Raw genomic sequence first — 23,892 nt, 5'->3', positions numbered from 1 at the left:
CTTGTTCCATTTGGAATAAATCATCAACAATATTATACATTTTTTATACAAATAAACAAGTCGATTACTATAATTTTCTAAATAACAATTATTGATTTTCCGCTTCGGACTAATCTCTAGGTAAAAGAATGCAGTCGTACCGCACGGCTTTTCCGGAGATGGAATACCCCGGTTTGCGCCCCGCCAGCCACGGTCCCTTCAGCGGCCGCTTGATGAGGATTTTCCTCGGGCCGGCCGCAATCGCGGCGTTCAGCAGGGTCTCCTCCTCCATGCAAGGGGACTCCAACCGGTGAATCAGCTGGAATTTCTTCTTCACCAGGGCGCTCTTCTGCCGTTCCGGGAACATGGGATCCAGCAGCACCAGGTCCGGAATACCCCCGATGGAATCCTCCGCCCGATTCATTGCCTCGATACTGTCCCCCACGTGAAGCTCCATGCGGGAAACCGGCTCCCGAAGCTCCGGCACCTCCCGGGCCCGCTCCATGGCATCCAGCAGCAAAGCAGCAATGACCGGGTTATACTCAAAGAGGTGTACTCGGAATCCGGCCGCCGCCAGGAGCAGGGAATCCTCCCCCAGCCCGGCGGTGGCATCGATGGCCACCGGACGCTCTATGCCCTTCATTCGGCCTGCTTTTACCAAAAACTCCCGGTTCAGATTGGAGGGGCGAAGCCGCGGAATCATGTGGGTGAAATCCCCTCGCACCGACAGCTTTCCCTGAACCAGGGAAAGGCCCCCTTCGTCCGTCTGCAGGTGGAGCCGGTCCGGAGACAGCTCGGCGGCATCCGTAACCACCGGGAGCCGCAGCATTTCGGCCCAGCGCTCTCCCGCCGCCGTATATTCTTTGGATGGAATAAACAGTGTTAAATTCATCGTTATAATCCTGTTCTAATTATTAAAAACACTTCTCCAGCATGTCCTCGTCCGGCACTTCCTGCGCAGTCGCACTGCCCACCGCGAAATACACGATTCCGCCCAGCACCAGAGCCGCCACGATTTCGTGGATACCCAGCGGCAGTATTTTTACCCGGTTGAAAAAGACAAAGGTAATCAGCCCCACGGTAGTGGATGCCAGGCAAGCTTTGCTGTTTCCTTTCCGCCAGTACAGACCGCCGATAATCGGCCAGAAGAACGTGGCCTCCAGGCCGCCGAATGCGAAGAGGTTGATCCAAGCGATTACGTCCGGCGGGTTCAGCGCAATCAAGCAGGTAAGGATTCCGATCACCGCCGTAATGCCAAAGCTGATTTTCGGCACGTTGGCCGCCGCTGCCGGATGCGTCTTCATCAGCTCTGAGGAAACGTCCCGAACATCCTCTGCCTCCGGGCACACCTTCCGCTTCACGATGTAATTCAAATACAGATCCTTCAGAATCGTGGCCGAGGAAAGAATCAGCAGGGAGTCCACCGTGGACATCACCGCCGCCAAGGGTGCCGCCAGGAAAAATCCCGCGGCCCATCCCGGCATGTATTTCATCACCACGTACGGAATCACCTGATCCGTGCTGGCCAGATTCGCGTTCTCCACCAGGGGATACGCCAGCGTTCCCGCCAAATGCATGCCGATCATCAGGATGCCAATCACCACCGTTCCGTAGATTATCGCCCGGTGCATGGAACGGGTATCCTTGAACCCCATGCAGCGCACCGCCGTCTGCGGAAGCCCCAGCACCGCAATGCCCACCAGCACCCAGTAGGAAACCATATACCCCGGCTGAAGGACCGCAATGTCCTTCCCGTAGGCGCCCTTCCCCATCAGGTCCCAGCCCGGATTGGACACGTTCAGCTGATTCACGATGTCTTCCATGCCGCCGCATTGGCGAATGATAAAGAACAGCATCAAAAACGTTCCGCATGTCATCACGATTCCTTGCAGGGTATCCGTCAGCACCACCGCCCGGAATCCCCCAAAAGCAGTATATAAAACCACCACCGCGCCGAACAGAAGGAGTCCGGCCCAATAGGGAACGCCCGTCACCGTCTGAATCAGGGTGGCTCCGCCGATAAATTGCCCAATCATCTGGGTGATGAAGAACACCACCAACGCCAGGCCGCAAAGGACCACCACCGCCCCGGATTGATACCGGGCCCTCAGATAATCGGAAATGGTTACCCCCTGAATCCGCCTGGAAATCAGCGCAAATTTCTTTCCCAGCACGCCCAGCGTCAGGAACGTGGCGCCAATCTGCACCCCGGCAATCCAGGACTGGGAAAGGCCGAAGGTGGATGCCAACCCCGGTCCTCCCAGGAAGGAGCTGGCGCTGGTATAGGTAGCCACTAAAGTCATGGCCAGGACCAGTCCGCCCATGCCTCGAGATCCCACGAAATAAGAGCTGAGGAAATTTTCCTCCCCCTCCGTCTTTCGGTTGATGTAAATTCCGATTCCCAGATTAATCAAAAGGTAGGCACTCAGAATTGCCAGCACGATTAAATGCTTACTCTGCATGATGGGCACCTCCCTCCGATTCTTCATCCAGGTCAAAGTCCACGAAGACTTTGCGCACCAAGAAGATTACTCCCACAACGGCAATTACGAACACCCCCGGAGTGCTGAGCACCCACCACAGGGGGAGCCCCAGTACCCGGACGCTGCAGCCGGACAGGCCGTAGGCGCAGCCCACATTCCACACAAAACAGATCAGAAAGAGGATAATAGTTGCTTTCGCTTCCCGACGGATCTGTTTCTCCTTTTCACTTTTGGACATCTTGTTATTCATTTTTTCTCCTTTCGGTATAGTTTCAACAAAGAATACCATCCGCTGACTATTTTCCCATTATTTCGGCCCGTTGTAAAGAAAAAATAATTCCTTGCATCTTCCTCATTAAACATCTGAGCTAAAAACAGCTCGATTCTAATTGTGTTATCTGCACCGTTCTGCTTCATTCCCATATGCCTAGATTTTCGAGGGCAGTTCACGCTTTTTGGTTCTTCACTTTTTTCTCGGGGATTGCCTTTTGTATAAGGTAAACATTCTTTTCTTAATGATGGACATGAGCGTGTTGGCGTCGACCTCCCCGCAAACCTTTGGAGCACCGTCTGGTCACGCCAACAATTGAATCTCGTTAGCAGGTATCCGGCGCAAATGTTGGCGTGGGCATGCCCGCAAACCCTTGGAGCACCGTCGGGGCATGCCAACAATTGAATCTCGTTAGCAGATATCCGGCGCAAATGTTGGCGTGGGCATGCCCGCAAACCTTTGGAGCACCGTCGGGGCACGCCAACAATTGAATCTCGTTAGCAGGTATCCGGTGCAAAGGTTGGCGTGGACATGCCCGCAAACCCTTGGAGCTCCGTCGGGGCACACCAACAACCGAATCTCGTTAGCAGGTATCCGGCGCAAATGTTGGCGTGGGCATGCCCGCAAACCCTTGGTCCTCCGTCAGGACACGCCAACATGCTCAGGATTTTCCCGGCCCGCCGGCGCCCAAGAATGAAAGAACCTGCATCCGGAAAGCAATCTCAGCTTGACGATGAGATTGCTTTCCGGATGCAGGTTTGCTCTTTTGCTAAAATCCCCGAGAAAAAAGTGAAGAACCAAAAAAACGGGAGCACCACATATTCGTGTGATGCTCCCTGTTATTGCATACTTCCTTAGCGCCGGTGCATTCTGAATTACTTGCCCAGAACCGCTATGGCTTCCTTCCGGTCCTCTGCCTTGAATACTGCCGATCCGGCAACAAGGATGTCGGTGCCGACGGATTTCAGCTCTTCGCAGTTCTGAAGGTTTACTCCGCCATCCACTTCGATGACGAAATCGTACCCGTTTGCCTTCCGGATTTCATCCAGGCGGCGAATTTTGTCCAGTGCTCTCGGAATGAATTTCTGTCCGCCAAAACCCGGGTTCACGGACATAATCAGAATCATGTCCACTTTGTCCAACACATCCTCCACCATCACGATAGGGGTGGCCGGATTCAGGGCAACGCCGGCTTTCACTCCGGTGCTGTGAATATGCTGAATCGTCCGGTCCAGATGACGGCAAGCCTCCTGATGAACGGTAATGAATTCCGTGTTCGGTGTCACGAAGTCCTCGATGTATCGATCCGGATCCTCGATCATCAGATGTACATCATATGGAATGGTTGCCACATTATTCAAACTTTTCATCACGCCGGCTCCGAAGCTGATGTTCGGAACGAAGGCGCCGTCCATAACGTCCACATGGATGTAATCTGCGCCGAATTCACATATTTCCTGTACATCCGCTCCCAGTTTGGAAAAATCTGCCGATAGAATTGATGGTGCTACTTTTGCCATTTCTGAACCTCTTCATACATTTTTAAATAACTGTCGTATCTCGTCCGGCAGATTTCGCCCTCTGCCAGGGCTTCCTTCACGCCGCATGCCGGCTCGTTAATGTGCACGCAGTCGCCGTAGCGGCAATGAGCTCCGGGTTCCCGGAATTCCGGGAAGAAATTCCGAAGCTCCCGAGGATCCATCTCCGGCAAATCCAGAGACGTAAATCCCGGCGTGTCGTACACATAGGTGGCGTGATCCAGTGGAAAAATTTCCACGTGCCGCGTGGTGTGCTTTCCCCGGCCGGTCTTCTCGCTGAGGTTTCCGGTCTCCGCATCCGCATCCGCAATCAATGCGTTCAGCAATGTGGATTTGCCCACGCCCGACGGACCCGCCAGAGCCACGCTCTGTCCCGCAACGGCCTTGCGAAGGTCGTCCACACCCTCTCCGGTGACGCTGCTGATGGGATAGACTGGATACACCTCCCGGTACATATTCTCCAGCTCTCGCATCCGCTCTTCCGATGCCAAATCCGCTTTTGTAAAAACAAGAATCGGCCGAATCCCGGTAATCTCGCAGTACACCGTCAGCTTGTCCACCGCCAGGGGAATCATCTCCGGCGTTTCTGCCGAAGAGACGATGACCAGCGTATCCAAATTGGATACCGGCGGACGCTTTAGAATATTCCGGCGCGGGAGTACTTTGGTGATAATACATTCCCCATCTTCCGGACGAATTTCATATTCCACCTCGTCTCCCACATAGATGGTATCCTTCTTTCGGCGCTTCAGATTTCCCCGAGCATTTCCTTGAATGATTTCTTTTCCGTCGGAGACGTAATAGAAGCCCCCGATTCCTTTTACCACTTTTCCAATCATATGCTAATCGTCCACCGAATTGCTGCCGTTGTCGTCGCTGTCGGTATTCGACGGCTTCTTGTTCGGCTTCTTGTTGTCGTTGGTCTTCGGTGCGCCCTTGCTGACCTCGATGTCAATCTTGGTACCCTTGTTCAGCTCGGTATTTGCCGCATACTGCTGCCACATTACGTAGCCGCTGCCGTATGCATTGCTTTCCTCGTAGGTTACCTTGCCTACCTTGAAGCCCGCACTTCGGAGCGCCTGCTTCGCCTCGGTCAGGGTTCGTCCGGTAATGGACGGCACAGTGGACTTCTGAACGCCCTTTCCGTCGCTGACCACGATGTTCACCTGAGTGCCGTGATCGGCTTCCTCGCCGCCGCTCGGATCCTGGGAAATGATGGTGCCTGCCGCTTCCGTGGAAGTCTGCTGTTTAATCGTACCCAGCTCGTAATCCGAAGACTTCAGCATCTCTTCCGCTTCGCTTTCGTTGTGGCCCACCAGATTCGGCACCGTTCCGGCCTGCGGTCCCTTGCTCACATGAACGGTGATGGAAGATCCCTTCTTCGCTTTCGAACCGGACTCCGGATCCTGCTCCGCAATCTGACCCTTGGAGTAGTCGTTGGAATAGACCTCCTTACCCTCCTTCAGCTTAAAGCCAGCCGCTTCCACTTCCTTCTTGGCTTGTTTTACCGTCATTCCGTAGAGGTCCGGAACGTCCTTCTGACCGGAGAAAAGGCCGTTGAATCCGGCAACCGCAACGCCCAGACCCACTGCCAGTACCGCGGCTATCGCAATCAGGATGCGGCGCTTCTTCTGCGCTTTGGTCAGCTTCTTCTTCGGTTTTTTCCTCTTCTTTCGGGATTTCCGGTCGTAGGACTCATCGTCGTCCTCATCCTCGTAATCCTCGTCCTCGTCGGTCTGACCCTTCCGGCTCTGTTCCACCTGTTCGGAGGCTTCGTTAAAAATAGAATTACCTACCATACGGGTAACGAATTCAATATTGTTCAGCTCTTCGATCAGCTCATCCGCACTGCTGTAGCGGTTCGTCTGGAACTTGCTGGTGGCCTTCAGCACGCACTGCTCCAGTGCCGGCGGAATACCGTCCACCAGCTGGCTCGGCGGCGTGATCTCTTCGTTGATGTGCTTGAGGGCAATAGTTACCGGATTATCTCCGTCGAACGGAACCTGTCCCGTGAGCATCTCGTACATAACGATTCCCAAGGAATAGATATCCGAACGCTCGTCCACGTAATTTCCCCGCGCCTGTTCCGGCGAGAAATAGTGAACCGAACCGATAATTTTGCTTCCGGTGGACATGGTGGCATCGTTCACCGCTTTGGCGATTCCGAAATCCGCCAGCTTCACGATTCCATCCGTCGTAACCATGATATTGTGCGGCTTTACATCGCGGTGAATGATTTTGTTCCGGTGCGCCACCCGAAGTGCCGCCGCCACCTGTTTGGTGATCTCGATGACACGGCGATAGTCCATCGGTGCTTCTTTCGCGATAATCTCATTCAGGGTCTGACCTTCTACCAGTTCCATCACGATGTAGTTGATGTTTCCTTCTCTGCCTACATCGTATACCCCGACGATGTTCTGATGAGCCAGTCCCGCTGCTGACTGAGACTCCCGCTTGAAGTTCTCTACAAACGTCGGGTCCTTCGTAAATTCCGGCCGCAGAATCTTGATGGCGATAAATCGGTTCAGCAGTTTGTCCTTTGCCTTATACACAACGGCCATGCCGCCGTCTCCGATTTTCTCCAGCAGTTCATATCGACCCGCCAGCAATCTGTTACTCATAATTGTCCTCCACCATACTTACACAAATAACCGAGATATTGTCGTTTCCACCGTTTGCATTGGCCCGATCCACCAATTCCTTGGCACAGGCCTTCATATCATCGGTAGAAGTCATCAATTCCAGAATTTCCTCTTCCGATACTTCGTCGTACAGCCCGTCGCTGCAGAGCAGAATTCGATCCGTGGGTTCAATATAAATATTGAAGCAGTCCGGATTGTTGTAGGAATTCGCTCCGATGGCTCGAGTGATTACGTTCTTCTTCCGATGGTGCTCCGCCTCGCTTCGGGTAATTGCACCCATCATAACCAGATCGTTCACATAGGTATGATCCACCGTAATCTGATGAATTTCCTTTCCGTGAATGAAATACACCCGGCTGTCTCCCACATTCGCGATGTAGAGAATCCGGTCTCGAACGTAGGCAAATACCAATGTGGTGGCCATTCCGGCACACTCCGGAACGGAATGGGCCATCTGCTTAATGGCTTCGTTCACGTAATCCACCGCATCCTCAAAGTACCGAAATATCCGGTCGGATCCTTCCAGCGCCTCAATGGGGTTGTTCTCAAAATATTCGCTCACGATATCCAGCGTCCTATTGCTGGCAATCTCTCCGGCCCGGTTTCCGCCCACGCCATCCGCCAGCATAAAAACATTATGCCGCGTCAGCACGCGAATCGCATCCTCGTTCTGGGTTCGCTTTTTTCCTTTGTCTGTATAATATCCTATTTCCATTATTTTCCCCGTCAATTTACTCCGGCTTCTCCAGTACGGTATAGAAAAAGCCAGTCTTATTATACGGTAAAATCAGCCTTTTTTCAATAACCCGACTGTCCGGCATGCGTTTTTGGAATGCCTCCACGACTTTTTCATTCTCTTCTTTATTAATTGTGCAGGTGGAATACATCACTCTTCCGCCCGGTTTTGCATATTTCCACGCGTTTTCCAGAATCCGCCGCTGAATCTTCACCAGACCGGCGTACTCTCCGGTATGATCCCGAAGCTTGATTTCCGGCTTCACCGGGATGGTTCCCAGCCCGGAACACGGTACGTCCGCCACCACCGCATCGTAGCAGCCTTCCAGCTCCGGATAGAACACGGTCGCGTCCTTCACTGCGGTCTCCACGGAATGAAGGCCCAGCCGCTCCGCATTTCTCCGAATCAGCTCCGTCCGATGGGGATGAATATCCCACGCTTCCACTGTGCCGCAGTCCCCCATCCGTTCAGCGATTCCCGTGGTCTTCCCGCCGGGTGCCGCGCACATATCCAACACCTTAGATTCGGCTTTCGGCGCCAATGCCTGAATCGCCATCTGAGAGGAAATGCCCTGCACCGAATAGTGCCCCCTTCGGAACAAATCGTTCTGAATCAAGGCGCCTCCTTCCGTCAAGATGCCGCTGTCGCACTCCGCCGAAGGCGTCCCTTCAATCTCCAGCTCCCGGAGCTGCTGCAGAAGCGCTTCCCGGTCCTGTTTCAGCGGATTGTTCCGAAGCGCTACGGGCACCGGCCGATTAAAGGCGTCCAGAATTCGGACCCCCTCTTCCGATCCGTACTGATCCAACATCAGCTTCACCAGATTCTCCTGACAGGAATACCGAACGGCCAAAGCGTGTCGGTCGCTTCCGCCCGGCAAATTCATTTTTTTACCGCCCCGAAGATAGCTTCGGAGGACGCCGTTGATAAAACCACGGTTGGGTCTGTCTACGGCGCCGGTCAGCTCCACGATTTCGTTGACGCATACCGCATCCGGGATGCTGTCCACTTCGTTCAGGAGAAAAATTCCCATGCGAAGAAGAACCTTCGTCCGGCTTTTCATGCCCCGGAGTCCGTTCCGGCAAAGGCCGGCAATGACGTAATCCAGAGCCATGGAGCGACGAAGGATTTCTTTCACAACATAACGAACAAAGCCGGGAGAACAGTTTTTTCCGTCCTCCAGGGCTTCGTTCATCGCAATATTCGAATAGGCTTCCTGAGAATAAATCTTTCGAAGCGCATTATAACTCACTCGAAAATCTTGGTTCATCTATCTGTCATTACTTCCGCGGATCAGCAGAATCCGGATAAGAGATGCAACGGCGGTTGCCAGCGCGGCCACGTACGTCATCGCCGCAGCGTGAAGCACCTTGCGGCTTCCGCTGTAATCGAAATCGCTCACCATGCCGATGGAGGTCATCTGCTTCAACGCCCGATTGCTGGCATTCAGTTCTACCGGCAGTGTTACCAGGTGGAACAGGATTACGAATACAAAGCACAGCGCTCCCAGATTAAACAGCAGGGAGCCGTACCGGCTGGAGGTGGAGAAAATCAATCCCAGCATGATCAGCGGCCAGGAGAAGGTGGACGTCAAGTTCACCAGCGGAACGATTCCGTTCCGGATTCGTACCGGCGCATAATTGGTGGCATGCTGAATCGCGTGGCCCACCTCGTGACAGGCGATGCACATGGCCGCAATGGAATCCGTGTGGTATACCGCCTGAGACAGGTTTACCGAGTTGCTTCTCGGGTCGAAATAGTTATTCAAATCGTCGCCGCCGTTCAGGATATTGATTGGCACGCCGGACAGCCCATTGGCATCCAACATCATCCGGGCCGCTTGGGCACCGGTTAGGCGCCGACTGTTCTCCACTTGAGAATATCTGGAGTACGCCCGCTTAATTCTACCCTGGACAATCATGGTAAAAATCATCGCCGGAATCAGTACAATCATCGAGCTGTAATATCCCATTCCTCCGTAGTACATAGTCTATTCTCCTTTCGTCAGCCGATCTCCCACGGACACGCCCGCGCCCCGCAGAAAATCTCCTGCACTCATTCGTTTCTTTCCCTGCAGCTGGACTTCCAGAATCCGAAGTTTACCCTTGCCGCAGTCCACCGTGAAGGATTTTTTGTCCACCGCGGAGATTACACCCCCGTCGTGGGTACCTTCTTCTTCCGACACTTCCGCCCGGAAGAATTTAATCTGCTTCCCGTTAAGGAAACTGTACAGCGCCGGCCACGGGTCGTAGGCCCGAATCTTTCGTTCCTCCGATACCGCATCTCCGCTGAAATCCGTCAGTCCGTCTTCCTTCCGAATCATCGATGCATAGGTATGTTCTTCCTCGTTCTGCGGACTATAGACGGCCGTTCCGTTCACAATCTCCGGAATGGTCTTCACCAGAAGCTCCGCCCCCAGTACCGACAGTTTATCCGCCAGTTCATGGATGGTCATGCCTTCGATGTTCATTTCCGCTTTGGAAATCATATCTCCCGTATCCAAGCCTTTGGCCATCTTCATGATAGTCACACCTGTGGTCTTATCCCCCTGAAGGATGGAGTACTGCATCGGCGCCGCACCCCGAAGTTTCGGGAGCAGGGATCCGTGCACGTTGATGCAGTCATATTTCGGTGCATTCAATACCCGTTCCGGAAGCAGCTGGCCGAAGGCCGCCACCACGATGAAATCCGGTTTCAGGGCTTCCAACTCCTGCATGAATTCTTCATCCTTGCGAATCTGCTGCGGCTGTGCCACCGGAAGTCCGTGCTGCAGCGCGCATTCTTTTACCGGGGAGAAGGTAACCTTGCCCCGATTGCCCCGGCGGTCCGGCTGGGTGACCACCATCGGAATCTCGCAGCCGCATTCAATCAGCTTTTCCAATGAAGGCACCGCAAACTCCGGCGTTCCCATAAAAACAATCTTCATCTACCGCTCCTCTTCTTCCTGTTTCTTCAGGATTTCCGCATATTCCTCGTTGGTCATCACGTTGTCCGAACGGTCGGTATAGAGAATTCCGTCCAGGTGATCGTATTCGTGACAGATGCAGGTAGCCGCAAAACCGTCAAAGACCAGATCCTGCATTTCGCCTTCCGCATCCAGTCCCTGAATGCGAACCTTCTCCGGACGAACCACGTGTCCGATGTATCCCGGCACGCTGAGGCAGCCCTCCATGGAGTCCTGCTCCCCTTCCTTCTCCAGAATTTCCGGATTGATGAACACGTAATTGTGTTCCGGATCCTCCAGTTCCGGACGGCACACGAACATCCGCTTCATGATTCCAATCTGAGGCGCCGCCAGGCCTACGCCGTCGGCTTCGATCATGGTGTCGATCATGTCACGGGTCACGGTCTGAATGTGCTTCGTCACCTCTTTCACCGGTTTGCATTTCTTTGCGAGGATCTCGTCCCCTTTCTCTACGATTTTACGAATAGCCATTGTTCCTCCTACACGATGCCATACGGATTGACATCAATTTCAATATATATTGTCGACTTCTGCTGAATCATCCAATCCCGATACCACATGTACATCTGAATGAATCCACTGCGGGACCCTTTCGGCGCTTTGATCAGAAAGGTCACCCGCTTCCGTTCCGTATTCCCCCGGAGCACTTCCTCCCGAGGCCGGTAAATCATGGACTTATCCGGCAGATTCTGCATATTTTCCAATTTCCCTTTAAAATCCTCCGCATACTCCATTGCGGTCCGATTCCCCGGTCGGTATTTTTCCCCTTCTGTAAAGGATACCGCAATTAAATCGGAGTATGGTGGATAATTCATGATATTTCGGTGGAGTAATTCCGACTCATAGAACCCGTCGTAATCCCCCTGAGCGGCAAAAGCGATGGCTTCCGCCTCCGGATTGTAGGTCTGAATCACCACCCGGCTGGATTCCGAACTCCGCCCCGCTCTTCCGGACACCTGGGTCACCAGCTGGTAGGTGCGCTCCGACGCCCGGTAATCCGGGATGTTCAGGGAAATGTCCGCATTCACGATGCCCACCAGTCCTACATTCCGAAAATCCAGACCTTTTGCCAGAATCTGAGTGCCGATGAGAACGTTCGTCCGTTGGTGCACAAAATCCGACATGGTGCGGTCGATTTCCTTCTGGTTCTTCGCCGTATCCAGGTCGAACCGCGCCACCTTGTATTCCGGAAACATCTCCTGCACCACTTCCTCCACCTTCTCGGTGCCCACGCCCCCGTACCGAATATGAGGGCTTCCGCATTCCGGACATTTCTTCGGCAGCGGAAATTTCTTCCCGCAATAGTGACACACCGCCGCATTCTCTCGCTTGTGGTAGGTCAAGGAAATCCCGCAATCGTCGCACTGATAGCGGTATCCGCACTCCACGCACTGAATCTGAGGCGCGTATCCCCGCCGGTTCAGGAACAGGATTACCTGCTCCCCCTTCTCCAGGCAGTACCGCATCTCCTCCTGCAGCCGCAGGCTGATCATCTCATTCCGACCCCGAGCCACCTGTCCTCGAATGTCCTCGATTTCCACATCGGGCAGACGGCTTTTTCCCACCCGGTTCTTCAATTCAATCAGGTGATAAATTCCGACGGATGCACGGTAAAAAGAAACCACGCTGGGCGTCGCACTTCCGAGAACCACCGTGGCACCGAAAGTCCCCGCTCTCTTATACGCCACATCCATGGTCTCGTATTTCGGGTTGTGGTCGGATTTGTAGGTGGATTCGTGTTCCTCATCGATGACCACCAATCCCAGATCCGTGACCGGCGCAAAAATCGCCGTCCGGGCACCCAGAATCACCTTGGCCGAACCCTTTCGAATCCGAAGCCAGTTCTCCAGCCGCTTCGAAGTGGTCAGCTTGCTGTGCAGGATGGCCACGTTCTCCGCACCGAAGCGATTCTGAAACCGCTTCTCCATCTGCATGGCCAGAGCGATTTCCGGCACCAGCACGATGGCACTTCTGCCTTGGGCCAGCGCATGCTCCACCGCATGCATGTAAACTTCCGTCTTCCCGCTTCCGGTCACCCCCTTCAGCAGAAACACGTTTTCCTTTCGACGATCCAGGGACTCGTTAATCTGCTTCACCGCAGATTCCTGCTCCTCCGTCAGCTCCCAGGGCTCTTCCCGGAGTGCCGGTGCCTTCACCAGCTTCTCCTTTTCCCTTTTTCCGCCCACGGTGAACATCTTGACCCCGTCAATATACTTGATGCCGTACCGCCGCCGCATCCAGATGGCGGTATCAATCATCTCTTCGGAAAGAGAGCGCCTCTTGTCCACAGATTCGATTTCCCGAATTTTGTTCTCCGGAAGATCGGTTTCCACGCCGGTTTCGAATACGTACGCATCCACCGGCTTCTTTCTGTTACTGAACAGGGCGCTGACTTTATCACCTACCGCCACCGAATCCGGTGCGCGGTAGGTGAAGTAGGTATCTGTTAATTCACTTTTATTATCGATTACAACATTGATGTATTGCATTTCTTACAGTAGGAAAATATTGTGCTCTGCGCACTCCTCAATCATGTCTTCCGGCCATACCGATGCCTGTACCTCTCCGATGTGCGCTTTCTGCAAGAAGAACATGCACAGACGGCTCTGACCGATTCCGCCGCCGATGGACAGCGGATACTTTCCGGTGATGACACCTTGATGGAATGGCTGCTCCATACGGTCTTCTTTTCCGTCAATCTTCAACTGACGCTTCATGGATTCTGCATCCACACGGATTCCCATGGAAGAAATCTCGAACGCTCTGTCCAGGACATCGTTCCACACCAGGATATCCCCGTTCAGTTCCCAATCGTCGTAGTCCGGTGCTCTTCCGTCATGCTTCTCACCGGAAGCCAGGACGCCGCCGATTCTCTTGATGAATACGGCACCGTGTTCCTTAGTAATCAGGTCCTCCCGTTCCTTCGGGTTCTTGCCCGGATAACGATCCTCCAGCTCTTGAGAATCGATGAATGTAATCTCGTTCGGAAGCTCAATCTGAATATCCCGGTAGAGACGGTTTACATAATCGCCCAAGTTCTTCAGTGCGTGGTAAATCGTCACCACGGTTTCTTCCAGATATTCTTCCGTCCGCTGCTCTTTGGTGATTACCTTCTCCCAGTCCCACTGGTCCACGTAAATGGAGTGAAGGTTATCCAATTCCTCATCTCTCCGAATGGCGTTCATGTCGGTATAGATGCCGTGACCCGGCTCTACTTCATACTTGTACAAAGCCATTCTCTTCCACTTTGCCAGGGACTGCACGATTTCCACCTGGCGCTCGTTCATGTCCTTAATGGTGAAATCCACCCGGCGTTCCACACCGTTCAGCGTGTCGTTGAAGCCCGTTTCCGGGAATACGAACAGCGGCGCGCTCACACGGCGAAGCTGCAGTCCATAGGCCAGCTCCTGCTGGAAGTAGTCCTTAATCTTCTTGATGGCTCTCTGAGTCTCCTTCAGGCCCAGAATCGGCTCATAGCCTTCCGGAATAATTACGTTACTCATAGTTGTTTTTCTCCTTGTCCCCTTCATAACCTTTTTGCATTAGCGTACCTTGCATAGTCGCATCCGCAGAATCGCTGCCGATACAGACCATACTTCTTTGAAAGTTCCACACTTCTGCCAAAACCGTTCTTCTTCTTAAAATCAATCGGCAGGTAACAGGTGCCCGACTCTGCGGCAAGTTCTTCTCCCGTCTTCGTGAGAATGTCGTAATTCTTGTGCGGGCTCACCGACATGGTGGATGTCCAATAATCTGCATTTCTTGCTTTTGCCACACGAGCCGCCTCTTCATATCGGAGCCGGAAGCACTCTTCGCAGCGCCGCCCGCCTTCCGGTTCATCCTTCAGCATCGCCGTTCGCTCCAGATATTTCTCCGGTTCGTACCGTCCCTCCAGATAATGCACCAAAGTCCGGTCCTTGTACTCTTCATTAAAGAGACGGAGGAATTTCTCCAGATTCTCTTTTCGAAGATAATACTCTTCCGAATCCGTGATATTTGGATTATAATAGAACACGGTCACATCGTAGTCGAATGCGGTTCGCTCGACACAGGCTGTAGCACAGGGGCCGCAGCATGTGAGGAGAAGAAGCGTTGGTTTCTCTTCTGGCATGAATCTGTTTCCCTTTCAAATAATAAAAGTAATTATATCACGTTGCCCTTTGTGTAGCAACGATTTTGGAGGAAACATGCAAGGCGGAGAACGATATTTTTCTATAAGCAATTATTTCAAACAAACCTTTGGCGAAAAAACCATCAAGCTCTCTCTGGATGCGGGATTCACCTGCCCCAACCGGGACGGCACCCTGGGCACCGGGGGCTGCGCCTTCTGCTCCTCTTCCGGTTCCGGCGAGTTCGCCTCATCCATCTCAGAGCAGATTGAACTCCTCAGCGAGAAATGGCCCAACGCTCGGCACATCGCCTATTTCCAGAACCACACCAACACCTACGCACCGGTGTCGGTTCTTCGAAAATACTATTACGATGCTCTTTCGGATCCCCGAATCGACGGCATCGCCATCGCCACCCGGCCGGACTGCCTGGGCGAGGACGTGCTGGATCTGCTGGAAGAAATCAACCGGGAACACTTCCTCTGGGTGGAACTGGGCCTTCAGACCATTCACCCCAAAACCTCCGAAGCCATGGGCATCGGTTACTCCCTGGACACTTTCCACGAAGCGATCACCGAACTCCACCGGCGGGGCATCCGAACGGTGGTTCACGTCATCCTGGGGCTTCCGGGGGAAAGCCGGCAGGACATGTTCGATACCGTGTCCTACGTGGCCCGGCTCCACCCCTTCGGCATCAAACTTCACATGCTGAACATCGTCCGGGGCTCCCGTCTGTACGACACGATGCCGGATTATGTACCTTTCCGCTCCATCGAGGAATACTGCGAGCTGGTGGTGGACCTCCTGGAAATCATTCCGGAAGACATCACGGTGCACCGCCTCACCGCTGACACCCAGCGCGGCCTTCTGGTGGCGCCGGAATGGAGCTACCGAAAGCGCACCATTCTGAATCGAATTAACCTTCGTCTCAAAGAACGGGATACCCGCCAAGGGGCTAAATGCGGCGTGCACAATCAATAATTCACTCACAAAAATAGGTTCGGCTCCCCGGAAACGTCCGGAGAATCGAACCTGTTTTTTTATTTCGGCAACTTCGTGGAAGACGGCATACTCTTGTACACCGGAATCTCGAATACCAGCTTCTCGCCGGTGAGGCCGTAGGCTTTGTAGGCCTTTGCCATGGACTTGGATTCCGTGTACGGTGCCGTGATGTTGGTCATGTACTGATGGGTGCCCGCCCGCAGCCATCCGTTCTTCACGTTGAACCGCTGGTAGTAGATGGTGTTCTGCCCCCGGTTGATGTAATCCTTTGACAGCACCTGAGCGCCGCCGTACACCGCTTTTGTGCGGGAGGTCCAGCCCTTCCGATAGGCGTACTTCAAGCCTTTCATCACCGGATTGGATCCCGAGGAAGCGCCGATGTTGTACGGATTGTACACCGTCTTTCCTTTCATCCGGTATCCCCGAATGGCGATGCTTCCGCCGCCGGTTTCCTGCCGAGCCCGAGATGCCAGGAAAATCGGACTCACCTTGTACTTCTTGCCGGCGCTCACGAACAGAGACGGAGAGAAGCCTCGCTTCGGCAGCTCCGTTCCGCTGAGGACTTTATTCACCGTGCCCGTGTTCTGATAAGAATGGTAATTCAAGGACAGGTACATGTAGATGTTCCGGTCGTTCAGGAAATGACGGGGATCCATGTAGTAGGACACCACCTTTTTGTTGGCGTTGAACCAGGTGGAGCCGTCCTTGGCGATGTACTTTCCGTTCCGGTAGCTCTTCCGCCCCTTGTCCCGATAGGATTTCGGGTAGGATTTGTAGATCAGAGAGACCCCGTCCCGGGTTTCCCGGGACAGCACCGTGCTGTAGCTCAGGTTGACCTTCTTCGCCCGAAAAACCCAATTCGGATGCTCGTTATGAAGTTTCTTCAAAGATTTCCGATAGGATGCCGGGAACCCATGAGACTTCAGGTAAGCGTCGTAATCGGAGGTGCTCACCTTCGTCAAGGAATCCGCGATGACATAGCGGTACTTTCCGTTCACCAAAACCTTATCCCACCATGTCTTGGCCCCCTTGTACCGAGACCGAAGGCGCACGGACACCACCGTCCCCTTGGACAATTTTCCCTTTGCCTTCATGGATGTTTTCGGCCCGATTCGAGCAGGCACTTTACGGGAAGCCCGGCCCAGCACCGCCTGATAGCGGATGCCGTCCACCCGCTTGGCCAGCACGTAGCCTTTCTTCTTTCCCACGCCGATGCGGTACCAGTGGTACCGGGAATCCGTCCGGGTTCGATGGGTATAGACCTCGTAATAAACGGTAATTTTCGTATTGTTCCGAAGGGTTCGGATTTTTTTCGATGAGGTGGATGCCTTTTCCCGCAGCACCGTCCCTGCCTTCGCATTGATGGACGCGGTGGCATTCCCAGGTTTTGCTTTTATCGCGGCACGGGAAAAATTCGTTCCCGCCATCCACAGGCAGAGGAACATCATGCCGATTACCATCATTCGAATTCCACCCCCGCGTTCTGCGAATCGCCGCACGCCTGTCTCCTTCCTCGAACTAGTCGTCTGCCGACAACCTTCCGTCGTTGTAATGCTTTCGGCACAGAGAGGCGTACATGTCGTTGCCGCCGATTGCGATCTGATCTCCCTGCTTGATAATCTTTCCGTCCTGAATTCGGGCCACCATGGTGGCTTTCCGACCGCACCAGCAGATGGTCTTAATCTCTTCAATCTTGTCTGCGTACACCAGGAAATAGTAGGATCCTTCGAACAGCTCATTCTTAAAATCATTTTTCAGTCCGTAGGCCAGTACCGGCACGTCGAAGCTGTCCACGATTTCCGCCAGCTCCTGCACGTGATGCTTCCGGAAAAACTGGCATTCGTCCACCAGCACGCAGTCAATCTGATGCCGCATGTTCTTCTCGATGAACAGCGTCATGATGTTCGTATCGTCATCCACCGTATAGGCCTTGTGGCTCAATCCCACCCGGGAGGTCACCATATTCCGCTCGTAGCGGTCGTCCACCTCCGGAACCAAGCACATCACTCGCTTGCCCAGCTCCTCGTAGTTGTTGGCCACCTTGATGATCTCCAGGGACTTTCCCGCATTCATCGTACTATATCGATAATACAGCTGTGCCATTTCGCTCTCCTTATCCTGCTTAATATCTGCTTATTTTACCACGAATGCCCCGGAATGGGAACTTCATTTCTTGACGAAAGGAAAAGCGGGAATGCTTCTGCACCCCCGCTTAGATAATCATTTATGATACTACTTCCAAGTATCCATTCCACCCTGCAGGCAGATGATTCTGCTTTCGTCCACACCATTCTTCACCATGATGTTCCGAGCTGCATCGGCCTTGGCATTACCGGTATAGCATACCAGAACGTAGAGACCGTTCTTGTTGTCGTTTACGGCCTTCATTACTGCCGCTTCATCATCGGACGGAGTGGATACCGCGTTGGAGATGTGTCCATTACCGAAAGCGTCTTTCGCTCTTACGTCCATAACGGTGAATACCTTCTGACCGTCCACATCGGCCTTCAGGTGCTCCGGTGTGATTCCGTTTGCGAAGTTAAACTTGCCGGTAGAAGTGTGCTTTGCCACAACGTAGCTTGGATATTTTGCATTCCATGCCTTCATGCCGCCGGCATCGGACTGCTTGGAATCATCTCCGCCCAGAGTCTGGATGTTCGCATTCTTGATTCCGTTGTTCATCAGAAGTCCGGTTGCTACCTTGGCATATCTGTTGCCGGAGTAGCAGATAACGATGTACTTTTTATCCTTGCCGTACTTGTCTACAGCAGTCTTTACATTCGCTGCTGCAGCTGCGGAATCTCCGTTATTTACAATTCCATCCACATCAGCAGATACGGCACCCGGAATATGTCCCTGGATATATCCGCCACGGCTTGCATCGTCCGTCTTTCTGGTATCCAGAATTACGTAAGAAGAATCCTTCATCTTGCTGAATGTTGTGTCGGCGTTGGTGTAGTTGTAGTGATCCAACGCTTCACCGGCACTTCTCCATGCACCCATACCACCGGTCAGGATGGAAATGTTGGAAACCTTTACGCCATTCTCAACCAGAACTTCTGTCGCAGCTTTCGCATAACTGTTACCGGAATAGCAGATGATGATGTACTTTTTATCTGCACCTTTCTTCTCTACAACGCTCTTGATATTGTTGTCAGAGTCGGCCTTGCTGATAGTACCGGATACGTATCCGTCCATGTCTGCAGATACCGCTCCGCCAATGTGTGCATCCTTGTAGTCGTCTGCTTTTCTTGCATCAAGAATAACCGTATTTTCGTCAGACTGAGCTGCCTTCACACCATCTACATCTGTGTAGTTGTAAGCAACTACTTCATATCCGGCAGCTTTCCATGCCTTCATTCCACCGTCGGAAGACTTTCTGGCCTTGTCTCCACCCAGTGTGAAGATGTTGTCATTGCTTACGCCTAAGCTTCTAAGCTCGGCAGAAGCAGCCTGTGCATATCCGTTGCCGGAGTAGCAGATTACTGCATACTTCTTGTTCTTTCCATACTTGTCAACGACAGCCTTAACGTTTGCTTTAGACTGTGCTTCTGTAATGGACTTACCAACAAATCCATCCATGTCTGCGGATACTGCACCGGCAATATGTCCTTCTGCATAATCTGCAGCTTTTCTTACATCCAAGATAACATAATTATCTGCATTGTCCTTCAGAGTCTTCGCAGAAATATAGTTATCTGTCTGTGCAGTATATGTAATGGTTACAGTCGTACCCTTTGCCGGCATGTTCTGTGGAACGAACGGCTCTGCCCATGTCTTGAACTCGTTAGTAACAACGCCTGCGTAGCAGGATGTGTTGCAAGTCAGGCATCCGGATCCAGCGTTGTGGTTATTTGCAACGTTGGAATAAATCATGCTGAAATTATCGTTATCTTTTGCACCCTTCAGTGTTTCAACCATTTTGATGGTCTGATTTCCATTCTGAATGTTGATATCGAACTTAGTGTAGTTCTTGTTACCAATACCGGACTGCGCCAGTTCATCAATAGTCTTGTTGCCAGCCTGTGCAACTTTTGCATCCGTCTTGAAATTTGAATTTGTATTCCAAGCCTTTGCAGAAATCTTACCGAGAGCTGCATTCAGCTCTGCCGGGGTTGCATCGGTTACAAAATAAGATGTTTTTGCTGCACCGCCGTTCTTATATACAACGTAGTGCATGCTCTTTGCGTCTGCATTATTTACAGTAGCAGTTACTGAAACGGACTTATTCGCTTTGTCTACTTTAATTCCGGATACGGTTACTGCACATGTAGCCTTCTTGCTGCCACCCTTCTCGGTTGCAGTAATAGTAGCCTTACCTGCCTTCTTTGCAGTTACAATACCCTTGCTGGTTACAGTTGCAACAGAAGTATTGGAAGACTTCCAGGTAACGCCCTGATTGTAGAATCCTGCGGATCCCTTCACGGTTGCCTTCAGCGTAGTCTTATCGTTCGGGAAAAGAATTGCAGAAGTCTTACTCATTTTTACGTACTTGGCCTTCAGATTCGTTACTTTAATCTTGATGGTCTTCTTTGCTCTTTTATTCTTCTTGGAGGTTGCTGTAATCTTTACAGTTCCCTTCTTCTTTCCGGTTACGTAGCCGGATTTGGAAACGGTGGCAACCTTCTTGTTGCTGCTCTTCCATTTAACGGACTTGCTTGCCTTGGAAGGTTTTGTTTTATAAACAGATACCTTTACTTTACCCTTGATATCCACTGTAGTAGAAGTGGCCTTGAGGTAAATCTTCTTCGGCTTCTTTGTTGCCGCATTAGCGGTAACGGATGCCATCGCCATGGACAGTGCCACGCACAGTGCCAACATGACGGTGAACATTTTCTTCGAACGTTTCATGTTCAAATTCCTCCTTCGTTCATCAATACTATACAATTAATTGAAGGGGCTCCCCCCTTTGCGGCATTCCAAAAGCGGAATCCGTACGCTATAATTATAACTATTTTTCAACGAAAAATAAATTATAGTCCGGTTGTTTTTGTGATGTATAGCAACAATCTATAATCTGCTGTCTTATTATTGATATTTCCTATACTTCAATCCTCAAAAACACCCTCCACGACATCCTTCGTGGAGGGTCTCGATGCAAATAATCCTGCTACGCTTGCGGAGTTTCATCGTTTCCGCTGATATCCTTGTGATTTGCCATCCACACCTGACGAATCAGGGTAACCAGAATCGCCAGTGCGAAGAGGCACAGCAGTCCGATAAAGAGCTTCTGCGCTCCGCCGGTGAGCATTCCGCCCACATAAGAATACACGATGCTGGCCGGCAGCTGGCCGAGGCCGGTTGCCAACATGAATCCGCCGAAATCCATTGCGGTCAGACCCGCCGCATAGCTGACGATATCAAAGGAAATAAACGGAAGCAATCGGGCAATCAGAATGCACTTTTTGCCGTATTTATCAAAAAACTTCTCGATGGACAGAAGTGCGCCCTTCGTACACAGTTTTTCCACCACGTCTCTTCCCAGGATTCGAGCAATATAGAAGCATACTGCGGCACCCAGCATAGCGGACGCCCAAGACAAGATGCATCCTTGCCACCATCCGAAGAGGTTCGCGTTGGTCAACGTAATGAAGAATGCCGGCAGCGGTGCTGCGATGGACTGGAACACCATCAGGAAGGCTGACACCAGCATCGCCCATTTTCCGTACTTCGCAATGAAGTTTCTCATCTGATCGAAGTCGCCGGACTTGAACATGGCAACCACGTTGTTAATCCAAGTGTGTACCGACGGCACTGCAAAATAGATTACAACGCACGCGATGAGAAGTCCCACCAGGACGATTTTTCCGGTATGCTTCTTCTTTGGAGCATTCACTTCTTTCTCGTTCATCTTTCTATTCCTCCTAAACTCATAAAACAATCATACTGATTAATTGTAACGGCTCTTCACAAAAATAACAAATAGGAATCGACTTTGTTTTCGGTGCGGAACTATTGATTATACCAATACCTCGCCCAAATATACCGCAAACGGGCAAAAGAAAAACGGTATGCAATGCATACCGTTCGTGGTGCCCAGACTCGGAATCGAACCAAGGACACAGGGATTTTCAGTCCCTTGCTCTACCAACTGAGCTATCTGGGCATATTACCTTATTCAATAAATGGTGGGCCATCAGGGACTTGAACCCGGGACCTGCCGGTTATGAGCCGGATGCTCTGACCAACTGAGCTAATGGCCCATATGTTGGGTGAATGGTCGGGGTGGCAGGATTTGAACCCGCGGCCCACTGGTCCCAAACCAGTTGCGCTACCAAGCTGCGCTACACCCCGATATTTAGTACAGTCCTTAGTAAATTGGCAGGGGCAGTAGGATTCGAACCCACGGCACGTGGTTTTGGAGACCACTGCTCTACCAACTGAGCTATACCCCTAAAATTATGGCGGAGAAGATGGGATTCGAACCCATGCGGCCCTAATAACGAACCCTAACGGTTTAGCAAACCGTCCTCTTCAGCCTCTTGAGTACTTCTCCAGATCATGTGCATTCTTGGCGGAGAGGGTGGGATTCGAACCCACGGTCCCTTTCAGAATCACTGGTTTTCAAGACCAGCTCCTTAAACCACTCGGACACCTCTCCGGATGTTTTAAGAGTAATGGTGACCCATCGGAGACTCGAACTCCGGACACCTTGATTAAAAGTCAAGTGCTCTACCACCTGAGCTAATGGGTCGCAATGGCTGGGGTAGCAGGACTCGAACCTACGAATCACGGAGTCAAAGTCCGTTGCCTTGCCACTTGGCTATACCCCATAATCAAGTCGGTCTGCTATACTCTCTCTGTTTCTTTAAAAAAAATAGTGGTGAGCCCACAGGGATTCGAACCCCGGACACACGGCTTAGAAGGCCGTTGCTCTATCCAACTGAGCTATGGACCCACATGGAGCGGATGATGAGAATCGAACTCACGCTATCAGCTTGGAAGGCTGAAGTTCTACCATTGAACTACATCCGCATAAAAGATGGAGCGGAAGACGAGATTCGAACTCGCGACCCTCGCCTTGGCAAGGCGATGCTCTACCCCTGAGCCACTTCCGCATATTGGTCGAGGGAGATGGATTCGAACCATCGAAAGCACAGCTAACGGATTTACAGTCCGCCCCCTTTGGCCACTCGGGAATCCCTCGATAAAATTATTGGAGCTGATGGAGGGAATCGAACCCCCAACCTGCTGATTACAAATCAGCTGCTCTACCGTTGAGCCACATCAGCTTATTGTTATAAAAAATGGCGACCGGGAACGGGCTCGAACCGTCGACCTCCAGCGTGACAGGCTGGCATTCTAACCAACTGAACTACCCGGCCAAAATGGTGGACGCTATAGGGCTCGAACCTATGACCCTCTGCTTGTAAGGCAGATGCTCTCCCAGCTGAGCTAAGCGTCCATACATCAGTCTGTCACTCATTATAGCAAACTTTCTTGCTGAGTGCAACTCTTTTTTTCAGAAACTTTTGAAAAGTTTTTCGTTTTCTTTACGTTCCTGACGACAAGCAATATATTACCACAGCATCTAATTGCTGTCAACGATTTTTTCGGAAATTTTTTCGTTTTTTTTCGACAGCAACTCGCAGGTACCCGAAGTGATATCGTTGAAAGTCTTTATTACCAAGCCTTCCGCCTCGGTTTTGCACCCTATGGTGACCTTCACTTTATCCATGTATTCCGTATGGATAATATGGAAGTCCCCCTGTTGCTCCGCATTATTTATTTTTGCCAAATGAGAATAGTCCAGCAGATACTCCATTACGTATCCGTCGGTTACGGTGCAGATGCCGGCTGCCTCCAACCCTAATTTGGCGGATCCGGAATACGCCCGAACCAAACCGCCGGTTCCCAGCTTTACTCCGCCGAAATATCGGGTCACCACAACCACCAGATTGGTCAGGCCCTCTTCCACCAGCATGCGAAGAATGGGCGGCCCTGAGGTGCCCTGAGGCTCCCCGTCGTCGCTCATCCACTGCAGCTCCTGTTTTTCCCCGATTACCACGGCAGGGACGTTGTGCGTGGCATCCTTGTATTCTTCTTTTATCATGGCAACGTACGCCTGCGCCTCCTCGTAGGAATCTACGGGAGACACATGCGTAATAAAGCGGGAACGCTGGATTACCTGTTCTGCTTCTGCTTCTTTGTAAACGGTTTTATAGCTCAT

The 23,892-nt window shown here is 52.1% G+C and carries 20 protein-coding genes and 15 tRNA genes; 1 reads left to right on the top strand and 34 read right to left on the bottom strand.

The features are described from left to right. Positions 1 to 109: 109 nt before the first annotated feature. The 14 genes from FYJ65_RS07475 to FYJ65_RS07410 all read right to left on the bottom strand — a co-directional run bounded on the left by FYJ65_RS07475 (position 110) and on the right by FYJ65_RS07410 (position 14,722). A complete protein-coding gene (locus FYJ65_RS07475; protein ID WP_235898233.1) occupies positions 110 to 871 on the bottom strand; it encodes a class I SAM-dependent methyltransferase in 762 nt (253 codons plus the stop codon). A gap of 22 nt (positions 872 to 893) precedes the next feature. Continuing rightward, positions 894 to 2,441, bottom strand: a complete 1,548-nt coding sequence (gene panF, locus FYJ65_RS07470) for a sodium/pantothenate symporter (RefSeq protein ID WP_154554707.1) — start codon at positions 2,439 to 2,441, stop codon at positions 894 to 896. Beyond that, positions 2,431 to 2,712 carry a YhdT family protein gene (locus FYJ65_RS07465; RefSeq protein ID WP_206157357.1) on the bottom strand — a complete coding sequence of 94 codons (282 nt, stop codon included), beginning with the start codon at positions 2,710 to 2,712 and terminating at the stop codon, positions 2,431 to 2,433. Before FYJ65_RS07465 ends, panF begins: the two co-directional genes overlap by 11 nt. Positions 2,713 to 3,608: 896 nt before the next feature. After that, positions 3,609 to 4,253 carry a ribulose-phosphate 3-epimerase gene (rpe, locus tag FYJ65_RS07460; RefSeq protein ID WP_154554705.1) on the bottom strand — a complete coding sequence of 215 codons (645 nt, stop codon included), beginning with the start codon at positions 4,251 to 4,253 and terminating at the stop codon, positions 3,609 to 3,611. Beyond that, complete coding sequence (gene rsgA, locus FYJ65_RS07455; RefSeq protein WP_154554704.1) at positions 4,241 to 5,110, bottom strand: ribosome small subunit-dependent GTPase A; 870 nt, start codon at positions 5,108 to 5,110, stop codon at positions 4,241 to 4,243. Before rsgA ends, rpe begins: the two co-directional genes overlap by 13 nt. Positions 5,111 to 5,113: 3 nt before the next feature. Then, positions 5,114 to 6,892: a Stk1 family PASTA domain-containing Ser/Thr kinase gene (gene pknB / locus FYJ65_RS07450; protein ID WP_154554703.1), complete on the bottom strand. Its 1,779-nt coding sequence runs from the start codon at positions 6,890 to 6,892 to the stop codon at positions 5,114 to 5,116. Beyond that, the gene (locus FYJ65_RS07445) at positions 6,885 to 7,628 is read right to left on the bottom strand and encodes a Stp1/IreP family PP2C-type Ser/Thr phosphatase (RefSeq protein ID WP_154554702.1); all 744 of its coding nucleotides are present in this window, start codon (positions 7,626 to 7,628) and stop codon (positions 6,885 to 6,887) included. The genes pknB and FYJ65_RS07445 overlap by 8 nt, the downstream gene beginning before the upstream one ends. 16 nt (positions 7,629 to 7,644) lie before the next feature. Next, positions 7,645 to 8,916, bottom strand: a complete 1,272-nt coding sequence (rsmB, locus tag FYJ65_RS07440; RefSeq protein ID WP_154554701.1) for a 16S rRNA (cytosine(967)-C(5))-methyltransferase RsmB — start codon at positions 8,914 to 8,916, stop codon at positions 7,645 to 7,647. Beyond that, complete coding sequence (locus FYJ65_RS07435; protein ID WP_235898232.1) at positions 8,917 to 9,633, bottom strand: zinc metallopeptidase; 717 nt, start codon at positions 9,631 to 9,633, stop codon at positions 8,917 to 8,919. A 3-nt stretch (positions 9,634 to 9,636) separates the two neighbouring features. Beyond that, on the bottom strand, positions 9,637 to 10,572 hold the full coding sequence (gene fmt / locus FYJ65_RS07430) for a methionyl-tRNA formyltransferase (RefSeq protein WP_154554700.1): 936 nt from the start codon (positions 10,570 to 10,572) through the stop codon (positions 9,637 to 9,639). After that, positions 10,573 to 11,082, bottom strand: a complete 510-nt coding sequence (gene def / locus FYJ65_RS07425) for a peptide deformylase (protein WP_154554699.1) — start codon at positions 11,080 to 11,082, stop codon at positions 10,573 to 10,575. 8 nt (positions 11,083 to 11,090) lie between these two features. Then, positions 11,091 to 13,100 (bottom strand): replication restart helicase PriA, encoded by a 2,010-nt coding sequence (priA, locus tag FYJ65_RS07420; RefSeq protein ID WP_154554698.1) that lies wholly within the window; start codon positions 13,098 to 13,100, stop codon positions 11,091 to 11,093. A gap of 3 nt (positions 13,101 to 13,103) precedes the next feature. Continuing rightward, entirely contained in the window at positions 13,104 to 14,114 is a 1,011-nt protein-coding gene (gene asnA / locus FYJ65_RS07415; protein ID WP_154554697.1) for an aspartate--ammonia ligase, read from the bottom strand. Positions 14,115 to 14,137: 23 nt separating this feature from the next. After that, the gene (locus FYJ65_RS07410; protein WP_154554696.1) at positions 14,138 to 14,722 is read right to left on the bottom strand and encodes an epoxyqueuosine reductase QueH; all 585 of its coding nucleotides are present in this window, start codon (positions 14,720 to 14,722) and stop codon (positions 14,138 to 14,140) included. A gap of 76 nt (positions 14,723 to 14,798) precedes the next feature. Between FYJ65_RS07410 and mnmL the strand changes: the two genes are divergently transcribed. Beyond that, the gene (gene mnmL, locus FYJ65_RS07405) at positions 14,799 to 15,701 is read left to right on the top strand and encodes a tRNA modification radical SAM protein MnmL/YtqA (protein WP_154554695.1); all 903 of its coding nucleotides are present in this window, start codon (positions 14,799 to 14,801) and stop codon (positions 15,699 to 15,701) included. Positions 15,702 to 15,760: 59 nt separating this feature from the next. Here the strand turns inward: mnmL and FYJ65_RS07400 are convergent, their stop codons facing one another. The 20 genes from FYJ65_RS07400 to FYJ65_RS07305 form a co-directional block, all read right to left on the bottom strand. After that, positions 15,761 to 17,221 carry an N-acetylglucosaminidase gene (locus FYJ65_RS07400; protein WP_154554694.1) on the bottom strand — a complete coding sequence of 487 codons (1,461 nt, stop codon included), beginning with the start codon at positions 17,219 to 17,221 and terminating at the stop codon, positions 15,761 to 15,763. 19 nt (positions 17,222 to 17,240) lie between these two features. Then, positions 17,241 to 17,825, bottom strand: a complete 585-nt coding sequence (locus FYJ65_RS07395; protein ID WP_154554693.1) for a thymidine kinase — start codon at positions 17,823 to 17,825, stop codon at positions 17,241 to 17,243. Between the two features lie 129 nt (positions 17,826 to 17,954). Next, positions 17,955 to 20,573: a rhodanese-like domain-containing protein gene (locus FYJ65_RS07390; protein ID WP_154554692.1), complete on the bottom strand. Its 2,619-nt coding sequence runs from the start codon at positions 20,571 to 20,573 to the stop codon at positions 17,955 to 17,957. A gap of 259 nt (positions 20,574 to 20,832) precedes the next feature. Next, entirely contained in the window at positions 20,833 to 21,573 is a 741-nt protein-coding gene (locus FYJ65_RS07385) for a TVP38/TMEM64 family protein (protein WP_154554691.1), read from the bottom strand. A 179-nt stretch (positions 21,574 to 21,752) separates the two neighbouring features. Then, a tRNA-Phe gene (locus tag FYJ65_RS07380) sits at positions 21,753 to 21,828 on the bottom strand. Between the two features lie 20 nt (positions 21,829 to 21,848). After that, positions 21,849 to 21,925, bottom strand: a tRNA-Ile gene (locus FYJ65_RS07375). Positions 21,926 to 21,939: 14 nt separating this feature from the next. Next, positions 21,940 to 22,016, bottom strand: a tRNA-Pro gene (locus FYJ65_RS07370). 25 nt (positions 22,017 to 22,041) lie between these two features. After that, a tRNA-Trp gene (locus FYJ65_RS07365) sits at positions 22,042 to 22,117 on the bottom strand. 7 nt (positions 22,118 to 22,124) lie between these two features. Next, positions 22,125 to 22,218: transfer RNA gene (locus FYJ65_RS07360), tRNA-Ser, on the bottom strand. Positions 22,219 to 22,234: 16 nt separating this feature from the next. Continuing rightward, positions 22,235 to 22,323: transfer RNA gene (locus tag FYJ65_RS07355), tRNA-Ser, on the bottom strand. 17 nt (positions 22,324 to 22,340) lie between these two features. After that, positions 22,341 to 22,416 (bottom strand) — tRNA-Lys (locus tag FYJ65_RS07350). Between the two features lie 4 nt (positions 22,417 to 22,420). Beyond that, positions 22,421 to 22,495, bottom strand: a tRNA-Gln gene (locus FYJ65_RS07345). A 48-nt stretch (positions 22,496 to 22,543) separates the two neighbouring features. Continuing rightward, positions 22,544 to 22,620, bottom strand: a tRNA-Arg gene (locus FYJ65_RS07340). Between the two features lie 3 nt (positions 22,621 to 22,623). After that, positions 22,624 to 22,697: transfer RNA gene (locus tag FYJ65_RS07335), tRNA-Gly, on the bottom strand. 8 nt (positions 22,698 to 22,705) lie between these two features. Further along, positions 22,706 to 22,780: transfer RNA gene (locus FYJ65_RS07330), tRNA-Gly, on the bottom strand. A gap of 4 nt (positions 22,781 to 22,784) precedes the next feature. Further along, a tRNA-Tyr gene (locus FYJ65_RS07325) sits at positions 22,785 to 22,869 on the bottom strand. A 10-nt stretch (positions 22,870 to 22,879) separates the two neighbouring features. After that, positions 22,880 to 22,954, bottom strand: a tRNA-Thr gene (locus tag FYJ65_RS07320). Positions 22,955 to 22,970: 16 nt separating this feature from the next. Beyond that, positions 22,971 to 23,047 (bottom strand) — tRNA-Asp (locus tag FYJ65_RS07315). 4 nt (positions 23,048 to 23,051) lie between these two features. After that, a tRNA-Val gene (locus FYJ65_RS07310) sits at positions 23,052 to 23,127 on the bottom strand. A gap of 126 nt (positions 23,128 to 23,253) precedes the next feature. Then, positions 23,254 to 23,892: a YigZ family protein gene (locus FYJ65_RS07305; protein ID WP_154554690.1), complete on the bottom strand. Its 639-nt coding sequence runs from the start codon at positions 23,890 to 23,892 to the stop codon at positions 23,254 to 23,256.

The organism is Mogibacterium kristiansenii, from assembly GCF_009695905.1.
Classification (GTDB): domain Bacteria; phylum Bacillota; class Clostridia; order Peptostreptococcales; family Anaerovoracaceae; genus Mogibacterium_A; species Mogibacterium_A kristiansenii.
Note: the sequence above shows the minus strand (reverse complement) of the source record. Positions and strands in the feature narration are given on the sequence as shown.

Excerpts from the sequence above, each read along its gene's own strand:
- rpe (WP_154554705.1), bottom strand. The coding sequence starts at position 4,253 with ATGGCAAAAGTAGCACCATCAATTCTATCGGCAGATTTTTCCAAACTG.
- FYJ65_RS07475 (WP_235898233.1), bottom strand. The coding sequence starts at position 871 with ATGAATTTAACACTGTTTATTCCATCCAAAGAATATACGGCGGCGGGA.
- FYJ65_RS07410 (WP_154554696.1), bottom strand. The coding sequence starts at position 14,722 with ATGCCAGAAGAGAAACCAACGCTTCTTCTCCTCACATGCTGCGGCCCC.
- FYJ65_RS07465 (WP_206157357.1), bottom strand. The coding sequence starts at position 2,712 with ATGAATAACAAGATGTCCAAAAGTGAAAAGGAGAAACAGATCCGTCGG.
- FYJ65_RS07395 (WP_154554693.1), bottom strand. The coding sequence starts at position 17,825 with ATGGCACAGCTGTATTATCGATATAGTACGATGAATGCGGGAAAGTCC.
- asnA (WP_154554697.1), bottom strand. The coding sequence starts at position 14,114 with ATGAGTAACGTAATTATTCCGGAAGGCTATGAGCCGATTCTGGGCCTG.
- def (WP_154554699.1), bottom strand. The coding sequence starts at position 11,082 with ATGGCTATTCGTAAAATCGTAGAGAAAGGGGACGAGATCCTCGCAAAG.
- FYJ65_RS07435 (WP_235898232.1), bottom strand. The coding sequence starts at position 9,633 with ATGTACTACGGAGGAATGGGATATTACAGCTCGATGATTGTACTGATT.
- mnmL (WP_154554695.1), top strand. The coding sequence starts at position 14,799 with ATGCAAGGCGGAGAACGATATTTTTCTATAAGCAATTATTTCAAACAA.
- pknB (WP_154554703.1), bottom strand. The coding sequence starts at position 6,892 with ATGAGTAACAGATTGCTGGCGGGTCGATATGAACTGCTGGAGAAAATC.
- rsgA (WP_154554704.1), bottom strand. The coding sequence starts at position 5,110 with ATGATTGGAAAAGTGGTAAAAGGAATCGGGGGCTTCTATTACGTCTCC.
- panF (WP_154554707.1), bottom strand. The coding sequence starts at position 2,441 with ATGCAGAGTAAGCATTTAATCGTGCTGGCAATTCTGAGTGCCTACCTT.
- fmt (WP_154554700.1), bottom strand. The coding sequence starts at position 10,572 with ATGAAGATTGTTTTTATGGGAACGCCGGAGTTTGCGGTGCCTTCATTG.
- FYJ65_RS07385 (WP_154554691.1), bottom strand. The coding sequence starts at position 21,573 with ATGAACGAGAAAGAAGTGAATGCTCCAAAGAAGAAGCATACCGGAAAA.
- priA (WP_154554698.1), bottom strand. The coding sequence starts at position 13,100 with ATGCAATACATCAATGTTGTAATCGATAATAAAAGTGAATTAACAGAT.
- FYJ65_RS07305 (WP_154554690.1), bottom strand. The coding sequence starts at position 23,892 with ATGAGCTATAAAACCGTTTACAAAGAAGCAGAAGCAGAACAGGTAATC.
- FYJ65_RS07390 (WP_154554692.1), bottom strand. The coding sequence starts at position 20,573 with ATGAAACGTTCGAAGAAAATGTTCACCGTCATGTTGGCACTGTGCGTG.
- FYJ65_RS07445 (WP_154554702.1), bottom strand. The coding sequence starts at position 7,628 with ATGGAAATAGGATATTATACAGACAAAGGAAAAAAGCGAACCCAGAAC.
- rsmB (WP_154554701.1), bottom strand. The coding sequence starts at position 8,916 with ATGAACCAAGATTTTCGAGTGAGTTATAATGCGCTTCGAAAGATTTAT.